21 protein-coding genes and 3 pseudogenes are annotated in these 20,887 nt (G+C 53.7%); 9 read left to right on the top strand and 15 right to left on the bottom strand.

Features of this window, described 5'->3' with window-relative positions:
- Window positions 1-102 precede the first annotated feature (102 nt).
- Both CLM72_RS08185 and CLM72_RS08180 read left to right on the top strand, forming a co-directional pair.
- Window positions 103-1,410, top strand: coding sequence for an MFS transporter (locus CLM72_RS08185; RefSeq protein ID WP_003189550.1), 1,308 nt, complete (start codon window positions 103-105; stop codon window positions 1,408-1,410).
- Entirely contained in the window at window positions 1,407-2,165 is a 759-nt protein-coding gene (locus CLM72_RS08180; RefSeq protein WP_105226141.1) for a substrate-binding domain-containing protein, read from the top strand. Before CLM72_RS08185 ends, CLM72_RS08180 begins: the two co-directional genes overlap by 4 nt.
- Here CLM72_RS08180 and CLM72_RS08175 read toward each other — a convergent pair.
- Window positions 2,157-3,059: a LysR family transcriptional regulator gene (locus CLM72_RS08175; RefSeq protein WP_105229101.1), complete on the bottom strand. Its 903-nt coding sequence runs from the start codon at window positions 3,057-3,059 to the stop codon at window positions 2,157-2,159. The two genes, CLM72_RS08180 and CLM72_RS08175, sit on opposite strands and share 9 nt — an antisense overlap.
- A 333-nt stretch (window positions 3,060-3,392) precedes the next feature.
- On the opposite strand from CLM72_RS08175, the gene CLM72_RS08170 reads away from it, so the two are divergent.
- Window positions 3,393-3,674 carry a type II toxin-antitoxin system ParD family antitoxin gene (locus CLM72_RS08170; RefSeq protein WP_034127030.1) on the top strand — a complete coding sequence of 94 codons (282 nt, stop codon included), beginning with the start codon at window positions 3,393-3,395 and terminating at the stop codon, window positions 3,672-3,674.
- A complete protein-coding gene (locus CLM72_RS08165) occupies window positions 3,671-4,024 on the top strand; it encodes a type II toxin-antitoxin system RelE/ParE family toxin (RefSeq protein WP_034126594.1) in 354 nt (117 codons plus the stop codon). The genes CLM72_RS08170 and CLM72_RS08165 overlap by 4 nt, the downstream gene beginning before the upstream one ends.
- An 18-nt stretch (window positions 4,025-4,042) precedes the next feature.
- Here the strand turns inward: CLM72_RS08165 and CLM72_RS08160 are convergent, their stop codons facing one another.
- The 3 genes from CLM72_RS08160 to CLM72_RS08150 form a co-directional block, all read right to left on the bottom strand.
- Window positions 4,043-5,095, bottom strand: coding sequence for a histone deacetylase family protein (locus CLM72_RS08160; RefSeq protein WP_105226139.1), 1,053 nt, complete (start codon window positions 5,093-5,095; stop codon window positions 4,043-4,045).
- A 135-nt stretch (window positions 5,096-5,230) separates the two neighbouring features.
- Window positions 5,231-6,463 (bottom strand): Zn-dependent hydrolase, encoded by a 1,233-nt coding sequence (locus tag CLM72_RS08155; RefSeq protein ID WP_105226138.1) that lies wholly within the window; start codon window positions 6,461-6,463, stop codon window positions 5,231-5,233.
- Between the two features lie 11 nt (window positions 6,464-6,474).
- Window positions 6,475-7,791, bottom strand: coding sequence for an MFS transporter (locus tag CLM72_RS08150; protein WP_105226137.1), 1,317 nt, complete (start codon window positions 7,789-7,791; stop codon window positions 6,475-6,477).
- A 157-nt stretch (window positions 7,792-7,948) separates the two neighbouring features.
- Between CLM72_RS08150 and CLM72_RS08145 the strand changes: the two genes are divergently transcribed.
- Together CLM72_RS08145 and CLM72_RS08140 are read left to right on the top strand one after the other, a co-directional pair.
- The gene (locus tag CLM72_RS08145; RefSeq protein WP_105226136.1) at window positions 7,949-8,890 is read left to right on the top strand and encodes a LysR family transcriptional regulator; all 942 of its coding nucleotides are present in this window, start codon (window positions 7,949-7,951) and stop codon (window positions 8,888-8,890) included.
- 133 nt (window positions 8,891-9,023) lie between these two features.
- On the top strand, window positions 9,024-10,250 hold the full coding sequence (locus CLM72_RS08140) for an MFS transporter (protein WP_105226135.1): 1,227 nt from the start codon (window positions 9,024-9,026) through the stop codon (window positions 10,248-10,250).
- 515 nt (window positions 10,251-10,765) lie between these two features.
- Here CLM72_RS08140 and CLM72_RS08130 read toward each other — a convergent pair.
- The 6 genes and pseudogenes from CLM72_RS08130 to CLM72_RS08110 all read right to left on the bottom strand — a co-directional run bounded on the left by CLM72_RS08130 (window position 10,766) and on the right by CLM72_RS08110 (window position 12,889).
- Complete coding sequence (locus tag CLM72_RS08130) at window positions 10,766-11,137, bottom strand: type II toxin-antitoxin system HigA family antitoxin (RefSeq protein WP_017848700.1); 372 nt, start codon at window positions 11,135-11,137, stop codon at window positions 10,766-10,768.
- A 3-nt stretch (window positions 11,138-11,140) separates the two neighbouring features.
- Window positions 11,141-11,444 (bottom strand): annotated as a pseudogene (locus tag CLM72_RS08125) (type II toxin-antitoxin system HigB family toxin).
- Between the two features lie 116 nt (window positions 11,445-11,560).
- Window positions 11,561-11,824: a hypothetical protein gene (locus CLM72_RS08120; protein WP_105226134.1), complete on the bottom strand. Its 264-nt coding sequence runs from the start codon at window positions 11,822-11,824 to the stop codon at window positions 11,561-11,563.
- Window positions 11,811-11,957 carry a hypothetical protein gene (locus CLM72_RS28725; RefSeq protein WP_158688680.1) on the bottom strand — a complete coding sequence of 49 codons (147 nt, stop codon included), beginning with the start codon at window positions 11,955-11,957 and terminating at the stop codon, window positions 11,811-11,813. Before CLM72_RS28725 ends, CLM72_RS08120 begins: the two co-directional genes overlap by 14 nt.
- A gap of 130 nt (window positions 11,958-12,087) precedes the next feature.
- Window positions 12,088-12,504 (bottom strand): annotated as a pseudogene (locus CLM72_RS08115) (DUF86 domain-containing protein).
- Window positions 12,494-12,889, bottom strand: coding sequence for a nucleotidyltransferase domain-containing protein (locus tag CLM72_RS08110; protein WP_105226133.1), 396 nt, complete (start codon window positions 12,887-12,889; stop codon window positions 12,494-12,496). The pseudogene CLM72_RS08115 and the gene CLM72_RS08110 overlap by 11 nt, the downstream one beginning before the upstream one ends.
- Window positions 12,890-13,143: 254 nt before the next feature.
- On the opposite strand from CLM72_RS08110, the gene CLM72_RS08105 reads away from it, so the two are divergent.
- The 3 genes from CLM72_RS08105 to CLM72_RS08095 all read left to right on the top strand — a co-directional run bounded on the left by CLM72_RS08105 (window position 13,144) and on the right by CLM72_RS08095 (window position 16,686).
- Complete coding sequence (locus CLM72_RS08105; protein ID WP_105226132.1) at window positions 13,144-14,745, top strand: tyrosine-type recombinase/integrase; 1,602 nt, start codon at window positions 13,144-13,146, stop codon at window positions 14,743-14,745.
- Between the two features lie 212 nt (window positions 14,746-14,957).
- Window positions 14,958-15,782 (top strand): GIY-YIG nuclease family protein, encoded by an 825-nt coding sequence (locus CLM72_RS08100; RefSeq protein WP_105226131.1) that lies wholly within the window; start codon window positions 14,958-14,960, stop codon window positions 15,780-15,782.
- Between the two features lie 67 nt (window positions 15,783-15,849).
- Entirely contained in the window at window positions 15,850-16,686 is an 837-nt protein-coding gene (locus CLM72_RS08095) for a DUF262 domain-containing protein (RefSeq protein ID WP_256595322.1), read from the top strand.
- Here the strand turns inward: CLM72_RS08095 and CLM72_RS08090 are convergent.
- From CLM72_RS08090 to CLM72_RS08070, 5 genes and pseudogenes are all read right to left on the bottom strand, one after another.
- Window positions 16,683-17,663, bottom strand: coding sequence for an IS5 family transposase (locus CLM72_RS08090; protein ID WP_105226130.1), 981 nt, complete (start codon window positions 17,661-17,663; stop codon window positions 16,683-16,685). The two genes, CLM72_RS08095 and CLM72_RS08090, sit on opposite strands and share 4 nt — an antisense overlap.
- A 275-nt stretch (window positions 17,664-17,938) precedes the next feature.
- The gene (locus CLM72_RS08085; RefSeq protein ID WP_105226129.1) at window positions 17,939-19,030 is read right to left on the bottom strand and encodes a hypothetical protein; all 1,092 of its coding nucleotides are present in this window, start codon (window positions 19,028-19,030) and stop codon (window positions 17,939-17,941) included.
- Window positions 19,031-19,066: 36 nt separating this feature from the next.
- Complete coding sequence (locus CLM72_RS08080) at window positions 19,067-19,642, bottom strand: SHOCT domain-containing protein (RefSeq protein ID WP_105226128.1); 576 nt, start codon at window positions 19,640-19,642, stop codon at window positions 19,067-19,069.
- Window positions 19,643-19,654: 12 nt separating this feature from the next.
- Window positions 19,655-19,996, bottom strand: a complete 342-nt coding sequence (locus tag CLM72_RS08075; protein ID WP_146120491.1) for a hypothetical protein — start codon at window positions 19,994-19,996, stop codon at window positions 19,655-19,657.
- 279 nt (window positions 19,997-20,275) lie between these two features.
- A pseudogene (locus CLM72_RS08070) lies at window positions 20,276-20,599 on the bottom strand (transposase); the annotation flags it as partial.
- Between the last annotated feature and the right edge of the window lie 288 nt (window positions 20,600-20,887).

The raw sequence follows: 20,887 nt of genomic DNA, 5'->3' as shown, positions 1-20,887 counted from the left end.
ATTCATCCAAATTAGTCACTTATCATTTCTAAATGTGTCAGCCACTATCCCAAGTCTTAAGCGAAACAAGCACTTTAAAAAGAACGCTGGAGACACAAAACCATGACAACCCCTTCCCGGCCTGCGGCTGCCCCCTCGAAAGTAGGCGCGGTATTGCGCGTTACTTCGGGCAATTTCCTCGAACAGTTCGACTTCTTTCTGTTCGGTTTCTACGCCACCTATATCGCTGCCGCGTTCTTCCCGGCCGCTAATGAGTTTGCGTCATTAATGATGACCTTCGCGGTGTTCGGCGCTGGCTTCCTGATGCGTCCATTGGGCGCGATTATTCTGGGTGCCTACATCGATGACGTGGGCCGTCGCAAAGGCTTGATCGTGACCTTGTCGATCATGGCCAGCGGTACGCTACTGATCGTACTGGTGCCGAGTTATCAGACCATCGGCCTGTGGGCGCCGTTTCTGGTGCTGCTGGGGCGCCTGCTGCAAGGTTTCTCGGCCGGTGCAGAGCTGGGTGGCGTGTCGGTGTACCTGTCCGAAATGGCCACGCCGGGCCGTAAAGGCTTCTACACCAGTTGGCAGTCGGGCAGCCAACAGATCTCCATCGTCGTCGCCGCGGCCCTGGGTTATGGCCTGAACGTGTGGATGGAACCTGCGGTGGTGGCCGATTGGGGCTGGCGTATTCCGTTCGCCGTCGGCTGCGTGATCATTCCGTTCATCTTCGTGCTGCGTCGCAACCTGCAGGAAACCGAAGAGTTCGCCAACCGCAAGCATCGCCCGACCATGCGTGAAGTGATGGCGACCCTGGTGAAGAACTGGACCGTGGTCATCGGCGGCATGCTGATGGTGGCCATGACCACCACCGCGTTCTACCTGATCACCGTGTACGCACCGACTTTCGGTAAAACCGTGTTGCACCTGAGCACCTCGGACGCCTTGCTGGTGACCTTGCTGGTCGCGATCTCGAACTTTTTCTGGCTGCCGATCGGCGGCACGTTAAGCGACCGCTTCGGCCGCAAACCCGTGCTGATTGCCATGACGGTGCTGACTGTCCTTACGGCTTATCCGGCATTGTCCTACGTGGTCAACGCACCAAGCTTTGCGCACATGCTGGAAACCCTGCTGTGGTTCTCGTTCCTGTATGGCATGTATAACGGCGCGATGATCCCGGCGTTGACTGAAATCATGCCGGTGGAAGTGCGTGTGGCGGGTTTCTCCCTGGCTTACAGCCTGGCGACAGCAGTGTTCGGTGGCTTCACGCCAGCGATCTCCACCTGGTTCATTCACATCACCGAAGACAAGGCTTCACCTGCGTATTGGATGATCTTCGCCGCGCTGTGTGCATTGTGTTCGACCCTGGCGTTGTATCGCCGCGCCAATACACGTGGCCAAGTCATGCAGGAGGCTGCGCAATGAAGCCACTGTTCAAGACCCTCGCTGCTGTCGTCCTCGGCACCCTGGCGCTATCAGCCCAGGCCGAACAACTCAAGGTCATGACCTCGGGCGGCTTCACCGCCGCGTATAAATTGCTCGGCCCGCAATACGCCGAGCAAAGCGGTGACACCCTCGATACCATCCTTGGCCCGTCCATGGGCAAGGCGCCGGAAGCGATTCCCAACCGCCTGGCCCGTGGCGAACAGGCCGACGTGGTGATCATGGTCGGCTATGCCCTGGATGAGTTGATCAAACAAGGCAAAGTCGACCCCGCGTCCCGCGTGGAGCTGGCGGACTCGCGGATCGGCCTGGTGGTGAAGGAAGGTGCGGCCAAACCTTCGATCAATACCGATGCCGAGCTCAAGGCTGTGTTGAGCCAAGCCAAGTCGGTGGCCTATTCGGATAGCGCCAGCGGGGTGTATGTCGAGAAGGAATTGTTCAAGAAACTCGGCATGCCGGCCAAGGGCACCATGATCGAACGCGTGCCGGTGGGCGAGCAGGTGGCCAAGGGCGATTACGAGGTCGGCTTGCAACAAGTGGCGGAGTTGTTGCCAGTCAAGGGCGTGACGTTCGTAGGCAAGATCCCGGAAGACGTGCAGTCGGTGACGCGCTTTGCCGCCGGTATTCCAGTGAACGCCAAACACCCTGAGCAGGCCAAGGCGCTGGTGCAGTTCATGGCATCGCCCGAGGCCCAGCCGGAGGTGCAATCCACCGGCCTGGACTCGGTGTCACGCTGACCGGAACGGCATCTCCCGCACCAAACGCTCCAACTCCAGCGCCGCCGGTGGCAACGTCCGCCCGCGGCGCTTGATCAAGCCTACATTGCGCAGCACCTGGGGCTCCACCAGCGGCACACTGACCAGAATCGGGTGAGTGTGCGCCGGCATCGCAATAGACGGCACCATCGCTACGCCCAACCCCGCCTCCACCAGTCCGATCATGGTGGTCACGTGGTGCGTCTCGCAGATACTCGGCTTTTTCACCCGCACCCCACGCAGGGCCTGGTCGAGCAGGAAGCGGTTGCCCGACGTCTTGTCCACCTCGATGTAGTCATGCTCATAGGCCTCGGTCCACCTCACGCTGTCACGCCCAGCCAAAGGGTGATCACGCCGACAGGCCAGCACGTAGCGCTCCTGCAGCAGCAACTCGAATTCCACCTCATCGGCCAGGCTGCCGCTGAAACTCACGCCAAAGTCCGCCTCGCCACTGGCTACCGCATTGCACACCTCGCCGGCACTGGCATCCAGCACCCGCAGGCGAATCTTCGGATACAGCTTGTGGAACTCGGAGATCACGTGGGGCATGAAGTAGTACGCGGTAGACGGCACGCAGGCGATGGTGACATTACCCATGCGCGTCGAGGCGACGTTGCTGATACCCATCAGCGCGATGTCGAGATCGTCGAGCATGCGCTCGACCTGGGGCAAAAATGCACGCCCGACCATGGTCAGGCTGACCCGCCGAGTGGTGCGTTCGAACAGCTTTACATCCAGCGCGGATTCGAGCTTTTCGATACGCCGGCTGAGGGCCGGTTGCGAGATACGGATGGCCTCGGCAGCGCCACGAAAACTGCCCTTGTCCACCACGGCGCGGAAAGCTTGGAGGTCGTTGAGGTCGAAGTTGATGATCACGGGAGGCAGGCCAAAGGTGGTCGAGGTGGCGAGCATTATCGTATGGGAGCGGGTGGGACGCCATGTGTGCCGAGATGGTTTGCCGAGATCATCCTGTTACACATATGAAGTCATACATATCAGCAGGTTATCAGCCACCTACGGCAACGCGATCGCCGAAACGGGTCAATACTTTCGGCCTGACCTACACAACTGGAGACGTAGCAACTCATGGAAACCTACCCCTTCTGGATAGACGACGAGGCGCCGGGCATCGGCATCGATCAGTTGCTTCTTGCATCGCGCCAATGGTCGAGTAGGATTGAATCCCACTCACCCCAGACGGATACACCCATGCGCTCAACCCAGCAAATGAGCATCACCCTGCCCCTAGAAATGGCGGCCCTGGTCAAAGCCAAGGTGGCTGCTGGCGAATATGCCAGCGAAAGTGAAGTGATTCGCGACGGCCTGCGGGCGTTGCTGGCGCGTGATCGCGCCATGGAGGATTGGCTCAGAGCCGAAGTCATCCCCGCAGCGACCGCCCTTGAGGCGAAGCCTGAGCTTGGGTTATCGCCAGAACAGGTCCGCGAACATATGGCCGCCAGACGTCAGCGCAAAGGCACAGGGGAAGCGTGAGCTACTCGGTAGTTTTTTCGCCCGAGGTCTTGGCGCAACTCGATGCCCTCGAAGACTACATCAGCGATGTCGGCTCCCCTCCTGTAGCGGCGCGTTTTATCGACAATCTTGTCAGCTACTGTGAAAGCCTTGCCCTGTTTCCCTTGCGTGGCATGCGCCGTGACGACCTGTTGAAAGACTTGCGCATCACTCACTATCGTCGCAGCACCATTATTGCTTTCAGGGTGAAGCCTGACTTCAAAACGGTATCAATAGTGGGGGTGTTTTACGGCGGGCAAGATTACACGGCGTTGTTGCACGCAGATCAGAACGAGCACCCGACAAGGGCTGAAAAGCCTGCTGAAAACTGATCAGCAGGCCTTTAGCGTTCAAACACCCTTTAATGAAGGGCCTGAGCGCGCGTTCCAAGCCGTTGGTGCACCGAAAAACGCCTGGGCATTACTGTCCAACGTTTCCAAGTGATACCCGCCTTCCTGCACGATCACGCAGGGCAACCCCAGCGCACGGATGCGGGCTCCCAACCGCGCAAAGCCTTCCCGCGTCACCGCGACTTTGCTTTGTGGGTCCAGCTCATAGATATCGAAGCCCAGTGACAACACCAGCACATCCGCTGAGAAGTCCTTCACCGCTGCCAGGGCCTGCTCCAGCTTTTCAAAGAACACCGCTTCGCTGGCACCATGGGGCATCGGCAGGTTGAGGTTGTACCCCTCGCCGGCGCCACCGCCTTTTTCGTCGGCAAAGCCTGCCACGCCAGGATAGAAGTTGGTCGGGTCGCCGTGGATCGACACATACAGCACGTCGTCGCGGTCGTAGAAAATTTCCTGGATGCCTTGGCCGTGATGCATATCGGTATCGAGCACGGCGACACGCTGGAAACCCTGGCGCAGTGCTTGCGCAGCCACGGCCGCATTGTTGATGTAACAGAAGCCACCGGCCGCGTCGAAGCGGGCGTGATGGCCCGGCGGCCGGCACAAGGCGTAGGCGGCAGGGGCGCCATCGAGGATGTCTCCCGCTGCGGCGATGGCGCTTTGGGCTGACCAATAAGCCGAGCGCCAGGTCAATTCACCGATGGGGCAACTGCCATCGGCCAGGTAGCGTGCCGCCTGAGCCAGGATGCCGCGCAAGGCATTGGGTTCACGCACGAAGATGTTGGACATGACTTCGTCGCCCCAGTCTTCGGGGATTTCTTTCCAGCGCTGGTGAGCTTCTTGAAGAAAAGCCAGGTAGGCGCCGCCGTGCACCGCGAGCAAAGGATCCATACCGTAATCGGTCGGTTGCTGGATATCGAAGCCCAGGGTTTGCGCAGCCAGCAGCAAGTTGCGCGCTCGCTCGGGAACCTCTTGGGGCGTGCGCATCTGGCCGCGGGAGTAGTAGCTACGCGGGTGATGCAGGAGTTGTTCGGGGTGAAAAAACGTCTTCATGAGTTGCTCCTGGATAAACACAGCACCTGTGGGAGCTGGCTTGCCTGCGATGGCGGTGAATCAGGCAGTACATTGCTCTCTGACAGTCCGCTATCGCAGGCAAGCCAGCTCCCACAGGGGGTACGGCGTCGGCCTTTAGAAATGAACGCGCCCGGCGCGCTTCAAGACGGCATTGAGCAAGACATCGGTGCCTTGGCGCACATCGTCGGGCAAGACATCCTCGGCTTCGTTGTGGCTGAGGCCGCCGACGCAGGGGATGAAGATCATCGCGGTGGGGCAATAGCGCGCCAAGTGAATCGCATCGTGGCCGGCGCCGCTGACGAGGGTCTGTTGGCTGTAGCCCAAGCCGTCCACCGCAGCCTGCACGCAAGCCACGCACTCGGCGTCGAACGGCGTGGCCGGGCTGATCCAGTGAGGCGTGATGGTGACGCTCAGGCCACGGTTGTCCGCGATAGCCTGCAGGCGTGCACGCACTTGCTGCTCCATGGCGTCGATGTCGGCGTCGCGGTGATGGCGAAGGTCGACGGTAAAATTGAGCAAGCCGGGGATGGTGTTGCGCGACGACTTGGCGATGCTCAGTTCACCCACAGTGGTGAGGCCCTGCGGGGCAAAATCGGCGGCGAGGTTTTCCAGGGCCTGGATCATTTTTGCCGCGCCGTACAGCGCATCTTTACGCAACGGCATCGGCGTGGTGCCAGCGTGCGCGGCCATGCCTTCGACCCGTACATCGAGCCAGCGAATCGCTTGACCACCGGTGACTACGCCGATGCTGTTGGCGTTGTCTTCCAGGATCGGGCCTTGCTCGATATGCGCTTCGAAATACGCATCCACTGCGCCACCCAACGGGCGCTCACCGTTGTAGCCGGTGGTGCGCAACGCCTCGTTAACGCTGATACCGTCTACATCAGCGGTTGCCAATGCCTTGCCCAGGGCAAGCGTGCCGGTGAACACTGCCGAGCCCAGCATGGCCGGAGTGAAACGGGCGCCCTCCTCGTTGGTCCACACTGCAATTTCCAACGGCTTGCGCGTCTGGATACCCTGGTCGTCGAGGCTGCGGATCACCTCCAGGCCAGCCAACACGCCGTACACCCCATCGAAGCGTCCGCCTTCGGGCTGGGTATCCAGGTGGCTGCCCATCATCACCGGGGCGGCGTCATTGTCGGTACCCGCGCGGCGGGCGAACAGGTTGCCGATGGCATCCACGCTCAACGTCAGGCCGGCTGCTTTACACCAGTGGCTGAACAGCTCACGACCGGCCTTGTCTTCGGCGCTCAACGCCAGGCGGCAGCTGCCACCGCGTGCGGTCGCGCCGATCTCGGCCATGTCCATCAGGCTACGCCACAGGCGCTCGCCATTAATCCTCAACATTGCTGACTCCCTCAACTGTGTGCCATTTCCAGGCGGTGGGCCGTGGCATGGCGGCGGGACAAGGCCAGCACGCACACCAACGAAACCGCCGCGATCACGCTGTAAAACACTGCCATCGGCCACCATTGGCCCAGGTATTGATGGGCCAGCCAGGTGCCGATCAACGGTGTCAGGCCGCCGGCCAGCGCGCCGCATACTTGGTAAGCCAGGGAAATCGCGGTGTAGCGCACACGGGTTTCAAACAGGCCGCTGACATAACCCGCGATCACGGCATAGAACGACGCCATGCACACCACCGCCAGGGCAATGCCGAGGATGATCAACGGTGCCTGAGCGCTGCTGACCAGGACGAACATCGGGTACGGCGAGGCCATTGCCAGCACGCACATGGCGCACAGAAACCGCGTAGCGCCGACCTTCTCCGCCACCCAGGCGGCCAGCGGCTGGACGCAGAACTGAATAATGGCGACGAAGAACAGGCACTCCAGAATCAACGAGCGCGGCAGGTTAAGTTGCTGAGTGCTGTAGGCAATCATGAAGGTGTTGGTGAAATACACGCCGGCAATCCCCAACGTATTGGCGCCAATGCACAACAACAGTGGGCGCCAAGCGGTCTTCAACACTTCCAGCACGGGGGCTTGGTCCTGCTTGATCGCCCGCGCTTTTTCCGCCTGGGCCTTGTCTTCGAGGAACTCCGGCGACTCGTTCACACCCAGGCGAATCGCCAAGCCGACGACCAACAGCAAAGCACTGGCCAGGAACGGCAGGCGCCAGCCCCAACTGAGCAGGTCTTCTTCAGGTAAACGAGTGACGGCACTGAACGCCAGCAAGGAAAGAATCAAACCGGCCGGGCTGCCCAACTGCGCGAAGGATGCAAAGAAATTACGCCGCCCTTTCGGTGCGTGCTCGCCAGCCATCAACACCGCCCCGCCCCATTCGCCGCCGACTGCAATGCCCTGCACCACGCGTAACAGGATCAACAGCACTGGCGCGGCGGCGCCGATCTGGGCATAGGTCGGCAACAGGCCGATGCACACCGTGACCACGCCCATCATCACGAGGGTAATCACTAAGGATTTCTTGCGGCCGATGCGGTCGCCGATATGACCGAACACAATGCCGCCCAACGGCCGCGCAAAAAAGCCAACGGCGAAGGTGCCGAACGCGGCCATGGTGCTGAACAATTTATCGTCGGAGGGGAAGAACAGCTGACCGAACACCAGCGCTGCAGCGGTGGCATAGATGTAAAAGTCGTACCACTCGATCATGGTGCCGATAAAGGCGGCGGCCGCAGCACGGCGAGGCTGCGGCGAAGCGGAAGGCTTCATGGGGCTGGCTCCTTTGTTTATTTTTTTGGCAGGAGAAAGTCAAACCGGTGCGCTCTGGTGGCGCTCGTTAAACCCGATTTTTCGGCCAGGGGCTATGATTAGTCAATTTTCTATTTATTATCTTGATTATAAGAACTGCTTATTATCGAGCGCCGCCATGCCCGAATTCCGCCGCGATATTCACCCTCTGCTCAATGACCGCCTGGACTGGAACCTGCTGCGCACCTTCCGCGTGATCGGCCAGGAACTGAGCATCAGCCGCGCCGCCGCCCGCCTGCATCTGACGCAACCGGCCATCAGCCAGGCGCTCAAGCGCCTGGAAGAACAGCTGGATTGCCAGCTCATCCTGCGCCGAGGCCCGCGCTTCGTGCTCACCGAGGCCGGTGAGCAGATCTTCGCCATTGCCGGGGAGATTTACGGACAGGTTTCGCAGATGAGCAACGCTCTGCAAAAGCCGGGTGATGAAGTGATCGGCAAAGTGCGCCTGCTGATGATCAGTCGGATTAATTCCGACACTTTCGATGACTTTCTCGCAGGCTTTCATCGCGAACATCCGCGGGTCGATCTGGAAGTCGAAGTGATGCGCAGCTCCGACATTGTCGCCGCGTTGCTGGAAAAAACCGCGACCCTGGGGCTCAGCCTCAACCGCCGGCCACAACCGCGCCTGGAACAGCATCTGTTTCTGCGTCAGCGTTATGCGTTCTTTTGTGGAAAACACCACCCATTGTTCGGACGCACAGGGTTGGTCGAAGGGGATCTGCAATCGGAGAATTTCGTGAGTTTTACCAGCGACCAGATTGGCGGCATGTTGTCGCCGCTGACTATTTTCCGTGACCAGCAAGGGTTCGGTGGGCGGATCGTGGCGTCATCCTCCAGCCTGGAAGAAGTGCGGCGATTGGTCATTGCCGGGTTTGGCTTGGGCTGCTTACCCACTCATGTGGTGGCGGACGATGTGAAGAGCGGGCTGCTGTGGCGGTTGCCGCCGGATGAGGGGATTGCGGATGTGGATATTCATCTGCTGTGGAACCGGGAGCAGAAGTTGAGTCGGGCGGAGGGGGTGTTTATTGAGTGCCTTCTGGAACGGTTGGCCGAAAAATGATTGCTCACATCGATAGCACTGATGATTACTATCGAAACGAGCGCCTGAACGATTGCCGATACTGATTCCTATAATCGCCCCACATTCCCTCCTCGCCTGGCTTCAGGCGACATTCCTCCCGGAACCCAATCCCATGCCAAGCGCGAGCCAGGCCCCTAGCGGCCTTCCCGAACATAATCAACAAAGCGTCAAACAGCAGTGGTTGGCGATTCTTTCGGTCGCCGTGGGTGCCTTTGCCCTGGTGACCAGTGAATTCCTGCCGGTGGGCGTACTCAACGACGTCGCCAGCGATCTGGGCATCAGTGCCGGTCACGCCGGTTTGATGGTGACATTGCCCGGCATCATGGCTGCCCTCGCCGCGCCGTTTCTGTCGGTCAGCATTGGCGCCATGGACCGTCGCTATCTGCTGATTGGCCTGACACTGGTGATGATCATCGCCAACTCGGTGGTGGCCTTCGCTAACGATTTCAGCCTGCTACTGTTCGGCCGCGTATTGCTCGGCATCAGCATCGGCGGCTTCTGGGCCACCGCCATTGCCCTCAGCGGGCGGCTGGCGCCCAAGGGCGTGGGCGTAGCAAAGGCCACCTCGATCATCATGATGGGCGTGACCCTGGCCACCGTGTTGGGCGTGCCGGTAGGTACATGGCTCAGCGGCCTGATGGGCTGGCGGATGACCTTCCTGGTCACGGCGTTGGTGGGCATTCCGGTGCTGTTGGCGCAAATCTTCCTGCTGCCGCGACTCACCCCTGAGAAAGCCATTCAGATCCGTGACCTGCCGGCTTTGTTTATCAACCCACAAGCACGGGTCGGGTTGATCGCCGTGCTGCTGATCGGCCTGGCGCACTTTGCGGCGTATACCTATGTTGCACCGTTTTTCAAACACAGCTCCGGCTTCGACGGCCCCACGATTGGCTCGCTGTTGTTGCTGTATGGCGTGGCTGGAGTGCTGGGCAATATATTCGCTGGCTTTGCCGCCAACCGCAGCGTACGCAACACCCTGCTGCTGGTCGCGCTGATGATCGGTACCAGCACTGCACTGTTCCCCTACTTCGCCACCGGTATGACAGGCGCCGTAGTGCTGATCGCGCTCTGGGGTTTTGCCTTTGGCGCTTTCCCGGCCTGCGCCAGCATCTGGATGTTCGTGGTGGCACCCAAGGATGTGGAACGAGGCATGCCGCTGTTCGTGGCGCTGTTTCAGGTGATCATCGCCCTGGGTTCATTCTTTGGCGGGCGCATCGTCGACCAAATGGGCAGTTCGGTGTTGTTGAGCCTGGCTACGGTGTTGGTGGGGTTCGGGTTCGCGACCGTGCTGGTGTTGGGGCGCAAGGTGAGTAATAGCCTGGTGGCGCAGCCTGCCTGACCGAACTGCATGCGCAAAAAAGCCTGCTGAGCGTTGAGTTCAGCAGGCTTTTCTCGTTTCGGGAGCAGGTATTTATTTGGCCGTGGAGAAATCACGCTCGAGGACAGCATCCACCAAGGCTTGCGCGTTCTCGATCAATTGAGCCAGGGCCATGATCACGGGCGACTGCGTGCTGGCTGGATCTTCGGCGCGGTTTGAGCCCCGGCCAACGCAACCCTGCTCGAAAAGCGCCGATCCCGCATAACGTAAGCACCGGTTTCGGAAAAGCTTGGTAACCAGAATGCCCACAGGGAACCTTGTGTGCGTAAGCCTCTGAGCTAGCCTGAAAAAGGTGGCCGCCGTGGCGGCATACTGTCAAGAGTGCTTACATGCCAACGAGATATCGCGATGCGGTCACAGGTGAATACGTAACCATTGGCCTCGTCGTAAAGATACTGCAACCGGAGGCAGGCATAAAAAATCCAGAGCTCTTATGAGGAGCCTGGATTTTTTCAGCGGGTCAGACTCATTCAGTGCTACAGCGCTTTTACCGGTTTAATCAGACTCTCTGCAGGAATCCCAAACATCTCATGCAGTTTCCAAATCATCGGCAGCGTAAGAGCTCGCTTCCCGTTCAGCACCTCATACACCCGATTCTTGCGCCCAATGGCAGGCACAAGGTCTGTCGCTGACAAACCGGACTGTTCCATCCTGAAACGTATGGCATCCACCGGATTGGGCAGGTCAACCGGAAAGTGTTTCGCCTCATAAGCTTCGATCAGCGTAATCATTACCTCAAGGTAATCCCCTTCAGGCGTCCCGGGCTCTGGTTCATTATCGAACAGAGGCGAGACAGCCTTCAGCGCTTCTTGGTAATCCTGTTCGGTATGAATGGGTCGAATGTTCATGGGTTACTCCATTTCAACAGTATCAGCGTCGACGGCGTCGTACTGCTTATGTGTGCCGACAAATTTGATATAGAGCGCGCCGTAGCGATAGGCCACAGCGACCACTAGCCGGTAGTCATTGCCTTTGATGTTGAACACGACCCTGCGGCTTTTGAGAACGCTCGCATGGCGAAATTGGCCCTTGATGTCTGCGGGCGTCTGCCAGTTCGCTTTCCTTTGCCTCGTCAATCCAGGCAAGGAGGGATTGCTCTGAATCCGGGTATTTCTGCCAGAAAGTCTTGAGCTGGCTGATCGCGATGATTCTCATGGAATGATCCTAGTCCCATACTGGGACCCACACAAGTGCGTTTCATCTGTTTGTCGTGCTCTGATACCCCACCACGCTCAGAAACGCCAAACTGAAATCATGAAGAAATTTTACAGTCAGACACCCACCATGATCGGGCGGTTTAAGAAGCCGTCGTGGTCGCTCACGTCGGCCAGCTGCAGTTCAGATGCACCGATGCTCATGGCCACTGCCACCACGCCGTCGATGCGACCAGGGATTTTGCGCTTGGCGAAGATGCGGCTGTCCTTCTGATCGGCGTCTAATACGGCGCTCGCTGCGGTCCAGCGTAATACCGGGTTGGCTTTGGTCTGGATGCTTTGCGCGGTGAGCAGAGTTTCCGTCAGCTCAAACCAGGCCATGGACGAACAGGAAGACTTCGATGCTCTGAGCTTCCAGTTCCGGTAGGAAACATTTGATGCGATAGGCATCGAACGCCACGCCGATAATATTGAAACGGGCACCGTTCATGTCGACGGCGAACTCAAAGCTCAAGCCTATCTCAAACTCGAAAACTCGGCGTCATACACGACCGTTCGGAACCGGTTGGCGAATCCTCAACGGGTAAAGATCTCATTAGATGACCTGTAGCCTTGAGTTACCGCGGGCCATTTGAATCGGCTTACTATCCCGCGTCCTTAGTGAAGACATGTGCACTGAATGCCAGGAAATCGCCCAGATGTTTGGTGATGATCGCAACGGTAATAGGCAACTGAAGCGTCTTATACTCATGCACAGCGATATTACAAAAACCGACCATGTTTTTCAGATTGGTGAGCTAGGAACGATTCACCCATCCGCCCTGCGCCAGCAGCTCAAACACGTCACGAGCACTTTGGGGGACACCGAGGCGCTCACGACGAATCAGATGTTGCCCCATGTCCAGGGCAGCCTCACAGGTACGCAGAATATTGAGAATGGCCGCATCCTGACGGGTTAAGTCAGTGGCGAAACTGGCTGGATCCTTTTCGTACTCCTCCCGAGCACGAGCAACGTAACGCTCAATGCTGGCAGCCTTGTTGATGAGTACATCATCGGCCATATACCGTTCCGTCCTTTTGAAGGTCGACTAGCAGCTCTGCTCTGGCGCAATCCAACGCAGTCTTCTCGCTGAGTATGTAGCTCTCAAAGATACCCGCCTGACTGTCCTTGCTCCACAGGCGACGCCCTGTCGTTATGACTTGGTATTGCATGACCGTCGAGGCTGCGCGTAAGTCCAGCAAATCAACGGGGACCTTGACGATATCCGCTAATTCTCCGGATAGGCGCCACAGTTGCAGTGGGTCAATGCATCCCTCAATCAGTACAGCCAAGTCAAGATCGCTGTCGCCATTTGCCTCGCCCGTCACCTGGCTGCCAAAGACGTACACTGCCAAAAGATCTGGAAGGTTAGCCCGCAAATGCGTGAGCACTTTTTCAAAGTTCATGATCGACCCGCATTGTCATCAGGTAATGACGACCGTAGCAGAATTCACCTGAGCATTTCTGCTATAAAAACAAAAACCCCCAACAACAGTTAAGTTATTGGGGGTTCTTGTTTATCAATAATGGCGGAGAGATAGGAAAAATACGCCACCCTCTCTACAGCCCTTACACCCCAAGCCCTGCGAAGATCCCGCTTCATTTTGGTACAAAATACTGGTACAAAACAGTATCTCCACCGAAAAAGGCGTGCCCTAGCATGGCAGCGGACAATCTTATCCTCAAAGCGGGCACATGGCACGCCAGATTCGTCATCCCAGAGGACTTACGAGAATATTTCGGGAAGAGTCAGTTTTCCCAATCCTTGAAGACTGGCTCCAAAGCCGATGCTCAAAATCTCAAAATCCCTCACATCAAGCGGTGGAAAGCTGAGATAGAAACGAAGCGAAAATTGCTGCGTGACGAAAGCGGTGATTTAAAGCTGAATTTGGATTTTGAAGAGGTTAAAGAAGTAGCCGTGTCGTACATGGCTACAAAGGCGGAAAAAGAGAAGGATTATTTAGCCAAACTGGTAAACGACCTGATCGGCAATGGCGCTGAATTTGGCGAAACCAAATTAGTAATGAAAAGGGATGAACAAAAAGAAAGGGTTATGCACCTTCATATTCAAGGCTACATTTCTGATCAGGAATATGAAGACCTTATAGAAGAGTTTGATGTCTGGTACGTCAAACACAGCATGATCATTGAAAAGGAAGGTAAGTTAGGATTTGAAACCATCGTCGCCGCAGTAAAGTACTTAAACAGATTAACCACTCAGCTTGATTTAAAAATGCTTATGGGAGAACTTTCCGAAACAGATGAGTTCACCATTACAGAGCGAAAAGATGTGGTGGAATCCGCTAAACATTACGAATCACACGCACCTGAAACGCCCTTCACCAAAGCAAACCTAGAAAAGTTTTCAGCGTATCAAAAGAAGATTCGGAAAGTCATTGACAAGACAGTAGACATGCAAGTTAGCCGCTTGGAGAAGATTAACGACTGGCTAAAAAAAGAAAAATTGCCATTGGAACATAAAAGCGTGCGCCTCTACCTTGAGTCGCAAACATCCCTTTCACCTAAAACAAAGAAACAATACGTTTTGGCTGGCAATACATTTTACAAATGGGGAATGAATAACCTTACACGTTTCGAAGCTAAATATCAGAATATGAAACCCCCATTTCAAAACCACGAATTCCCTACATCACGTAAAGGTAAAGCTCAAGTAGAAGCAGAGCGTAAAAATTACACGGTTAAACAAGCCGAAGAAATTTATGCCAAAGCTAAAGAAGTTAAAGGTAAAAACCGGCAACACTTGATGGATGCGATTCGCATTGGTGCTTTCACAGGCATGAGAATTGAAGAAATATGCCAGCTAGAAATTCAACGAGATTTGGTGGATGACGAAGGTGTTTACTGTATTTCCTTGGATGAGGGCAAAAACCGCTCCTCAATTCGTAAGGTGCCGATCCATCCCGATTTACTCCCAATTATTAAACGCATGAAAGAAAACTCCAAGGATGGGTTCTTGGTGCCCTCCCCGGCTGGAAACAAGTATGGAATTAGGTCAGATTTTTTGAGCAAGGCTTTTGGGCGATTGAAAACTTCGATGGGTTTCAACGAACAGTACGTTTTTCACAGCTTTCGTGGCACGGTAATTACACAGCTCCAACGCGCTGGCGTTGCAGAATTGACCGTCAAATGTATTGTTGGGCATGAAACTGGTGAAGTGACATGGGACATCTACAGTGACGGTGCGTCTCCAGAACAGAAATTTGAGGCGATAAAAAAGTTGAAATATGAATTTGCTGACTAGGTAGAGGATCTTCTATTCATCACTACCCAAAACCCCGCTACCACTGGCTCCGTTCAGCCCACATCTCAGTATCCAAAAAGACCGGGCTGAAGCGCCTTTTTTTTGTTTTTTGAAACCCTGCATCTACTCATCACACCCGGTAGGCAAATATCCCCGCGCAGCGGAATGCGTCAAATGCTAGATTCTCGAATCGCCCGAGGATCTCTACCAACATGCTCATGCAGTTCCTGACCAGCCTCTTGCCTTCCCTGACACCCGATAACACCAAGATCCATTTGGCACAGCACAACGGGATCGAACACCCAATGGACGTGTACCTGGCTGGTGACTTTGATGAGTGGCAGTCGTGGCAGTCAAGGAAGAATTTCGAGTGCCGATACGTCATCGGCCTTGTTGAGATTCCAGAGTCCAAGAACTGGCTCCTAGCTGGGATCTACGATTCGTTGAAAGTGAAAGAGGTACGCCAAGGCAAGGTCCATCGTGACTACGTTTACGAATACCGCCGAGTGCCAGAGTTCGAAGAACTGGCGGGGCGACTGGTCCTGGAGTACAAAAAACCAAGGGCCAACTACCTGTACCTCAAGACATGCATGCCCACGATGAAGCTGTCCGAAATCCTAGAAAGGAAAATGACCGTGGGGAGATTCCCCGGCTTTAAGGATGTAGACATTAGCTTCCAAGAATTGAAAATCATCGCCAGGGAAGGGATCGTGTCGTGGCAGACTGCTTTGAGCAGCGTTGCAGGCGTTTACCTGATATCCGACCGCACCGAGGGTGAACACCAGCTATATGTAGGCTCTGCCACGGGCACAGGTGGCTTGTGGGATCGTTGGGTGACTTACTCAAAGAATGGGCATGGCGGTAACACCCGAATACGTGACCTTCACCTGAAACGGGGTGAGTCGTTTTCTGAACATTTCAGGTTCAGCATCTTAGAAATTGCCGATAAGCACACTGGCGCTGACGAGATGAAGGATAAGGAAATTCACTGGAAAAAGAGACTATTGACTCGTGACAGTGGATTGAATGGCAACTGACTAGAATACGAAACCTTAAAAAATCATTCATTACTATTGTGAAAGCAATACTTATAAGGAAATATACATGGCAGTTAAAAGCAAGGTAATCCAGGCAGAACCTCAATTTCTTCTACGACCGGAAAACGCCGTCAAAAAATATGAAGCGCTTTTCCTTGAAATTGATTCTGGCCAAATTAAACTGCCAATGTTTCAACGTGAATTTGTTTGGGATAAAGAACAAAGTGCCAAACTAATCGACAGCATTCTCAAAGGCTATCCAATCGGCACGTTCATCTTATGGAAGACCAAGGATACCTTGCGGTCCGTAAAAGACATTGGCAACCATAAATTACCAGATACGCCTAAAGGCGACTATGCGCAATACATACTGGACGGTCAGCAACGCATCACCTCCCTATATGCTATTCGCAAGGGCATTCGCATAACCAAAGACAAAAAGGAAATTGATTACAAAGATATTTATGTAAATCTTGATTACGATCCTTTGACCGACGAACAGATAGTAACGAGCCAGCAAGAGGAGGACAAGATTTATGTTTCTGTACATGACCTCCTAACCTCGGACGCATTAGACTTCATTGAAGATATCGGAAAAGAAAAAGCCAAGAAATTTCAAGAGTACAAAACTAATTTAACAACATATGACTTTGCAACGATCACTATCAAAGACTATCCAATTGAAATTGCTTGTGACGTATTTGCCCGGATAAATACAGGCGGTAAACCGCTGACCTTATTTGAAATCATGGTAGCTATGACCTACGATGAAGCTAGGGATGCTCCGATCAACTTGCCGTATGCCGGCGGCCAGTCGCAATTTTCCCGAAGCGCCCCGCTATTTGCTGAAAAGCGAACAGTGCATCGGGTATTGAGGGCGTTTTTGTCCGGCTTTCGGTGTTAAGCGCGCAATTCGCCCATACCCATCAGTTTTTTTCGAGCCATCCACAGGTTCGACAGGGCGAACAGCGTGGTCAACTGGGCCGTGTTTTTCATCAGCCCACGAAAGCGTACTTTCATATAACCGAACTGCCGTTTGATCACCCGAAAAGGATGCTCGACCTTGGCCCGCGTCTGAGCTTTGCAGTACTCGATCTTGCGTTTGGCCTTGTACAGCAGACTGCGTTTATTCAACTTGGAATAGGTGCTGCGGCGAGTCGCGATTTGCCAGATCACTTTACGATTTTCATGCTCTTTACGTTTCTCGACACCGGTGTATCCAGCATCCGCATACACCGCGTTTTCTTCGCCATGCAACAGCTCGGCGACCTGTGTGACATCGGCCACATTGGCAGCGGTGCCATGGACGTGATGAACCAGACCGGATTCGACATCAGCACCGATATGAGCCTTCATCCCGAAGAAATATTGATTACCTTTCTTGGTCTGATGCATCTCGGGATCGCGCTTTCCCTCCTTGTTCTTTGTCGAGCTGGGGGCATGAATAATGGTCGCATCGACGATGGTGCCCTGGCGCAGCGACAGGCCTTTGTCCTGCAAATAGCCATTGATGACAGCGAGGATTGCAGGCGCGAGCTTATGTTTCTCCAGCAAGTGCCGGAAGTTCATGATCGTGGTGTCTTCAGGGATTGGCGCACTCAGAGTCAAACCCGCGAACTGGCGTATGGGCGTGATTTCGTAGAGCGCCTCTTCCATGGCCGGGTCGCTCAGGGAGAACCAGTTTTGCAGCAGATGAATCCGCAGCATGGTTTCCAGAGGATAGGGTTTTCGACCACCGCCAGCCTTCGGGTAATACGGTTCGATCAGCTTTAGCAAAGCGCTCCAGGGCACGACCTGATCCATCTCGGTGAGGAAGCGTTCACGACGTGTCTGCTTGCGCTTGCCTGCGTATTCAAAGTCGGAAAAGCTCATCTGGCTCATGGGTAGCTCGGATCAGGGGACGGACATATTTCAGCACATCTACGGACTTGTTCGGAGAATCCCTAATGAATGGCCCGTAATAAAATCAAAAAAGCTATTTGCCGTTTACAGGCGACTCATACGGTACGCATCGACCCTTTCAAGCGAACAAACCATTCCTGGCAGCCTATCGCGCCGTCGATGCCTTCTCCAGCCCTTTCTTTTCCATAACCCATTTCAGCATGCATTACTTCATGGAATGGCCAACCAGCATTCGACTTGAACTCTTTGGAAAATTAAGAATTCATAAATTCCTTAATTCGTGCAGCACACCCAACCGGTGATTCAGCAATATCCTTTCCAGAAACTCTATAAGAGCGTATGCCTATTTTATTAAGCTTGTCGTCTATAGTGGAGTCTTTGGCTTTATCTTCTGCTGACGTATGATGAGCTACCGAGTCGCAAAATATCGCTATTTTCTCATTCTCAAAAAAGAAGTCAGCTTCAGTTATTATTTTAGAAAGTCTGCTCGTGCGAATCCCACCTTCCCACATAGATTGCAGAGAGGGAAATACAGACCCATCAGGGTAAATTAACATTTGAATTTTCGGATTTAATCCTAACTGGCTCATTGCTTGTAAAAGAAACAGCTCAATCGGTGAGTCGCAACCCCATACTTTTATTGGCGCAACGCTTTTAAAACGCTTAAAGTATCGTGAGAATCTGAATTTTCTATAATCACCGGTCATGCCCTTACTATCGCCAAGCAATGAAGTGCATAAGCCTGGATCGCACACATCAGACTTTACATAATTTGAAGAAAGAAAATAGGTATTATAAAAAAATCCTATCGTATCAGAACACGTATTTTTACTTACCGGCATACCACCTCCAGCATAAATTCCGAATGCTTTCGAGAAGGGGTTATAGCCTATATATTGAGATTGCCCGTCCAGAGCATTCTCAAGATCTATGTTCTCAATCCATTCAGCGTTTACTTCGGCAGGCACGCCTTTCTTCTGAGCAGGATATAGGGAAACATGGTAGGGCAAACCATATAGCTTTCCATTTCTTCTTTCAAAAGAGTGACAGCAAACGACAACATTAATCATTTGAAAAGTGTCACCACGGTCTTTGTATAAATCAATTGCTTCTTTGGAAGGATTCACATGAATCACAGGAACACCTTCAAAGAACTCATTGGATAATTTCATAACCGCCGACTCAAGCGGCTGAATACCATCCAAATCAAAAATATCGTTAGCCAAAAACTCTCCGGCAGCACCGGCTAGATCTATTTGAAAAGACTCATCAGGCAAACAGCTGTAATTTGGAAACGCCCAAAGTTCTTTTGGTCTATTTTGAATATCACCATCTATATTTGACATAATTCCCCCATCCTTTCAGAGCCAACAACGAAACGATCAATCTCTTTGGAGCAGCTTCTTACGAGCGTCGTTATATTCCTGCTCAGAGATGTGCCCATCATCCTTAAGTTTCGCCCACTTAATCAACTCATCGGCAACGGAAAACGATCTCATTCGTTCGCCTTTGATAATGTCGATTTCCGAATTAGCAGGAGTTTTACGTGGTTTGTTCGAAAAAATTCCATTTACTGCAACCCATTCATGGTGCTGTGCCAGCGGTGAGTGGAATAGCTTGCCAATAATTATCACATACGCAAATGCGATCACGACTGCTATACATGCGCTAATGAACTGATCTGTCAGGCGGTCATATCTATCAGCCGCGCCGAGGGTTGTTGCGAACCACAGGGCAAAACAGACAGCAATAACGATGATCAAGTAAAGATAGAATTTAGCATTTCTCACAGCCGTCTCAATATGAGAAAAATCGCTATTCTTTTTCATCATAAATATCCCGAACAGCAGGAATAAAGACGGCAAAATACCGACAAAGAACCCAGTAGGCGGAAGCATTAGCAAGGTAAAGAACAAGATCTTGCTGTGGTCAGTGCTTGAAAGCGGTGTATTACTCATTTGCTTGAACTCTCAAAGTTTAATTATTGCGATAGCTTCCAGTACGATTAACATCAATGCCCAGCCAATATAAATTTGTCGCCGGGTAAATGAGTTGCGCTTAAGCTTAAATACTGACGCTAGCAGCACGTTGATAGTTGGGAGCCCAAGGCTACCGCCGATGGCTTGCATGATGTAGTGCTGAAAGAATTCAGGGTCTTTTACAATTTTCGGCAGATTAGTAAGTCCGTGGTCTCTCCCAAAGAATGCTACGAATGTCAGAGCCGTCGAGATAACCGAAAGCCCTATAGCTAACGTCAAAGAAACTCGTTTGGGCTGCTCCCGCGAAGCTACATCCATAATTTCACGTTCCATATGATGTGCTGGTCAAAAATTAGCCGATGTTACATCGCATAATGGCATTTTGCCAATTGACTAGCGCTGACGCGCTTTGGCCCAGCGGTTTGATACGTGACGATCATTTACGCGGACGCGCACAGAGGCAGGAATGTCAGATCCCCACCTGCCATTCAGAGCAGAACAGAGCTTGCCTATTGCAGCGATAGAATTTGTCCAACTCCAGGTCACCAAACTGCCGGGTATGCTCATCCATACCGCAGGTTCAGGTAGTTGACCGTATGGACAAGGAATTCAGCCATTGATCACCGCCAGAACCCCTGCCGTCAACTCATGTTTCTCCAGCAAGTGCCGGAAGTTGAAGATGATGGTTTCGTCGGGGAGGTGTTCCAGACTCAGCCCGGCGAACTACCGCAGGATGGCCGTCTCATAGAGTGCTTCCTCCATTGCCGAATCGCTGTAGCCGAACGAGTTTTGTAACAGGTGCACGCACGGATAGGCCGGACGGCCACATTCACCCTTCGGATTATACGGTTCGATTAGAGCGGTCAATCCCTGTCACGGCACCATCTGACCTATCTCGATCAGGAACAATTCCTTGCAGGTCTGGCCGGCCTGAATGAAGTGCCAGCCTTGGCGTTAGCACGAAGGGGAAGGCTTAGCCCCTCTGTACCATTTATGAGTTACTCTTATGCAAAAAACCATCTTTATTTTAAAAAAATAAGAACATATTATTAATCGAGTAAAATACTTACCCGACAATAAAAGTCAAAAACCAGAAACCCAGGCAAATGTTACTCATTCACAGCCCAAAGTCCCTTACTCAATTAGTCTAAGAAGCACAAAACTAGCTATACCTGCGCCACCAAGCCTTGAGCCATAAAGGCTCTTTTGTAAAGGAAGCCAAAT

Origin of the sequence: Pseudomonas sp. MYb193 (genome assembly GCF_002966775.1) — a bacterium.
In the GTDB taxonomy this organism is placed as follows: Bacteria; Pseudomonadota; Gammaproteobacteria; order Pseudomonadales; family Pseudomonadaceae; genus Aquipseudomonas; species Aquipseudomonas paracarnis.
This window is presented reverse-complemented; position numbering and strand designations above follow the sequence as displayed.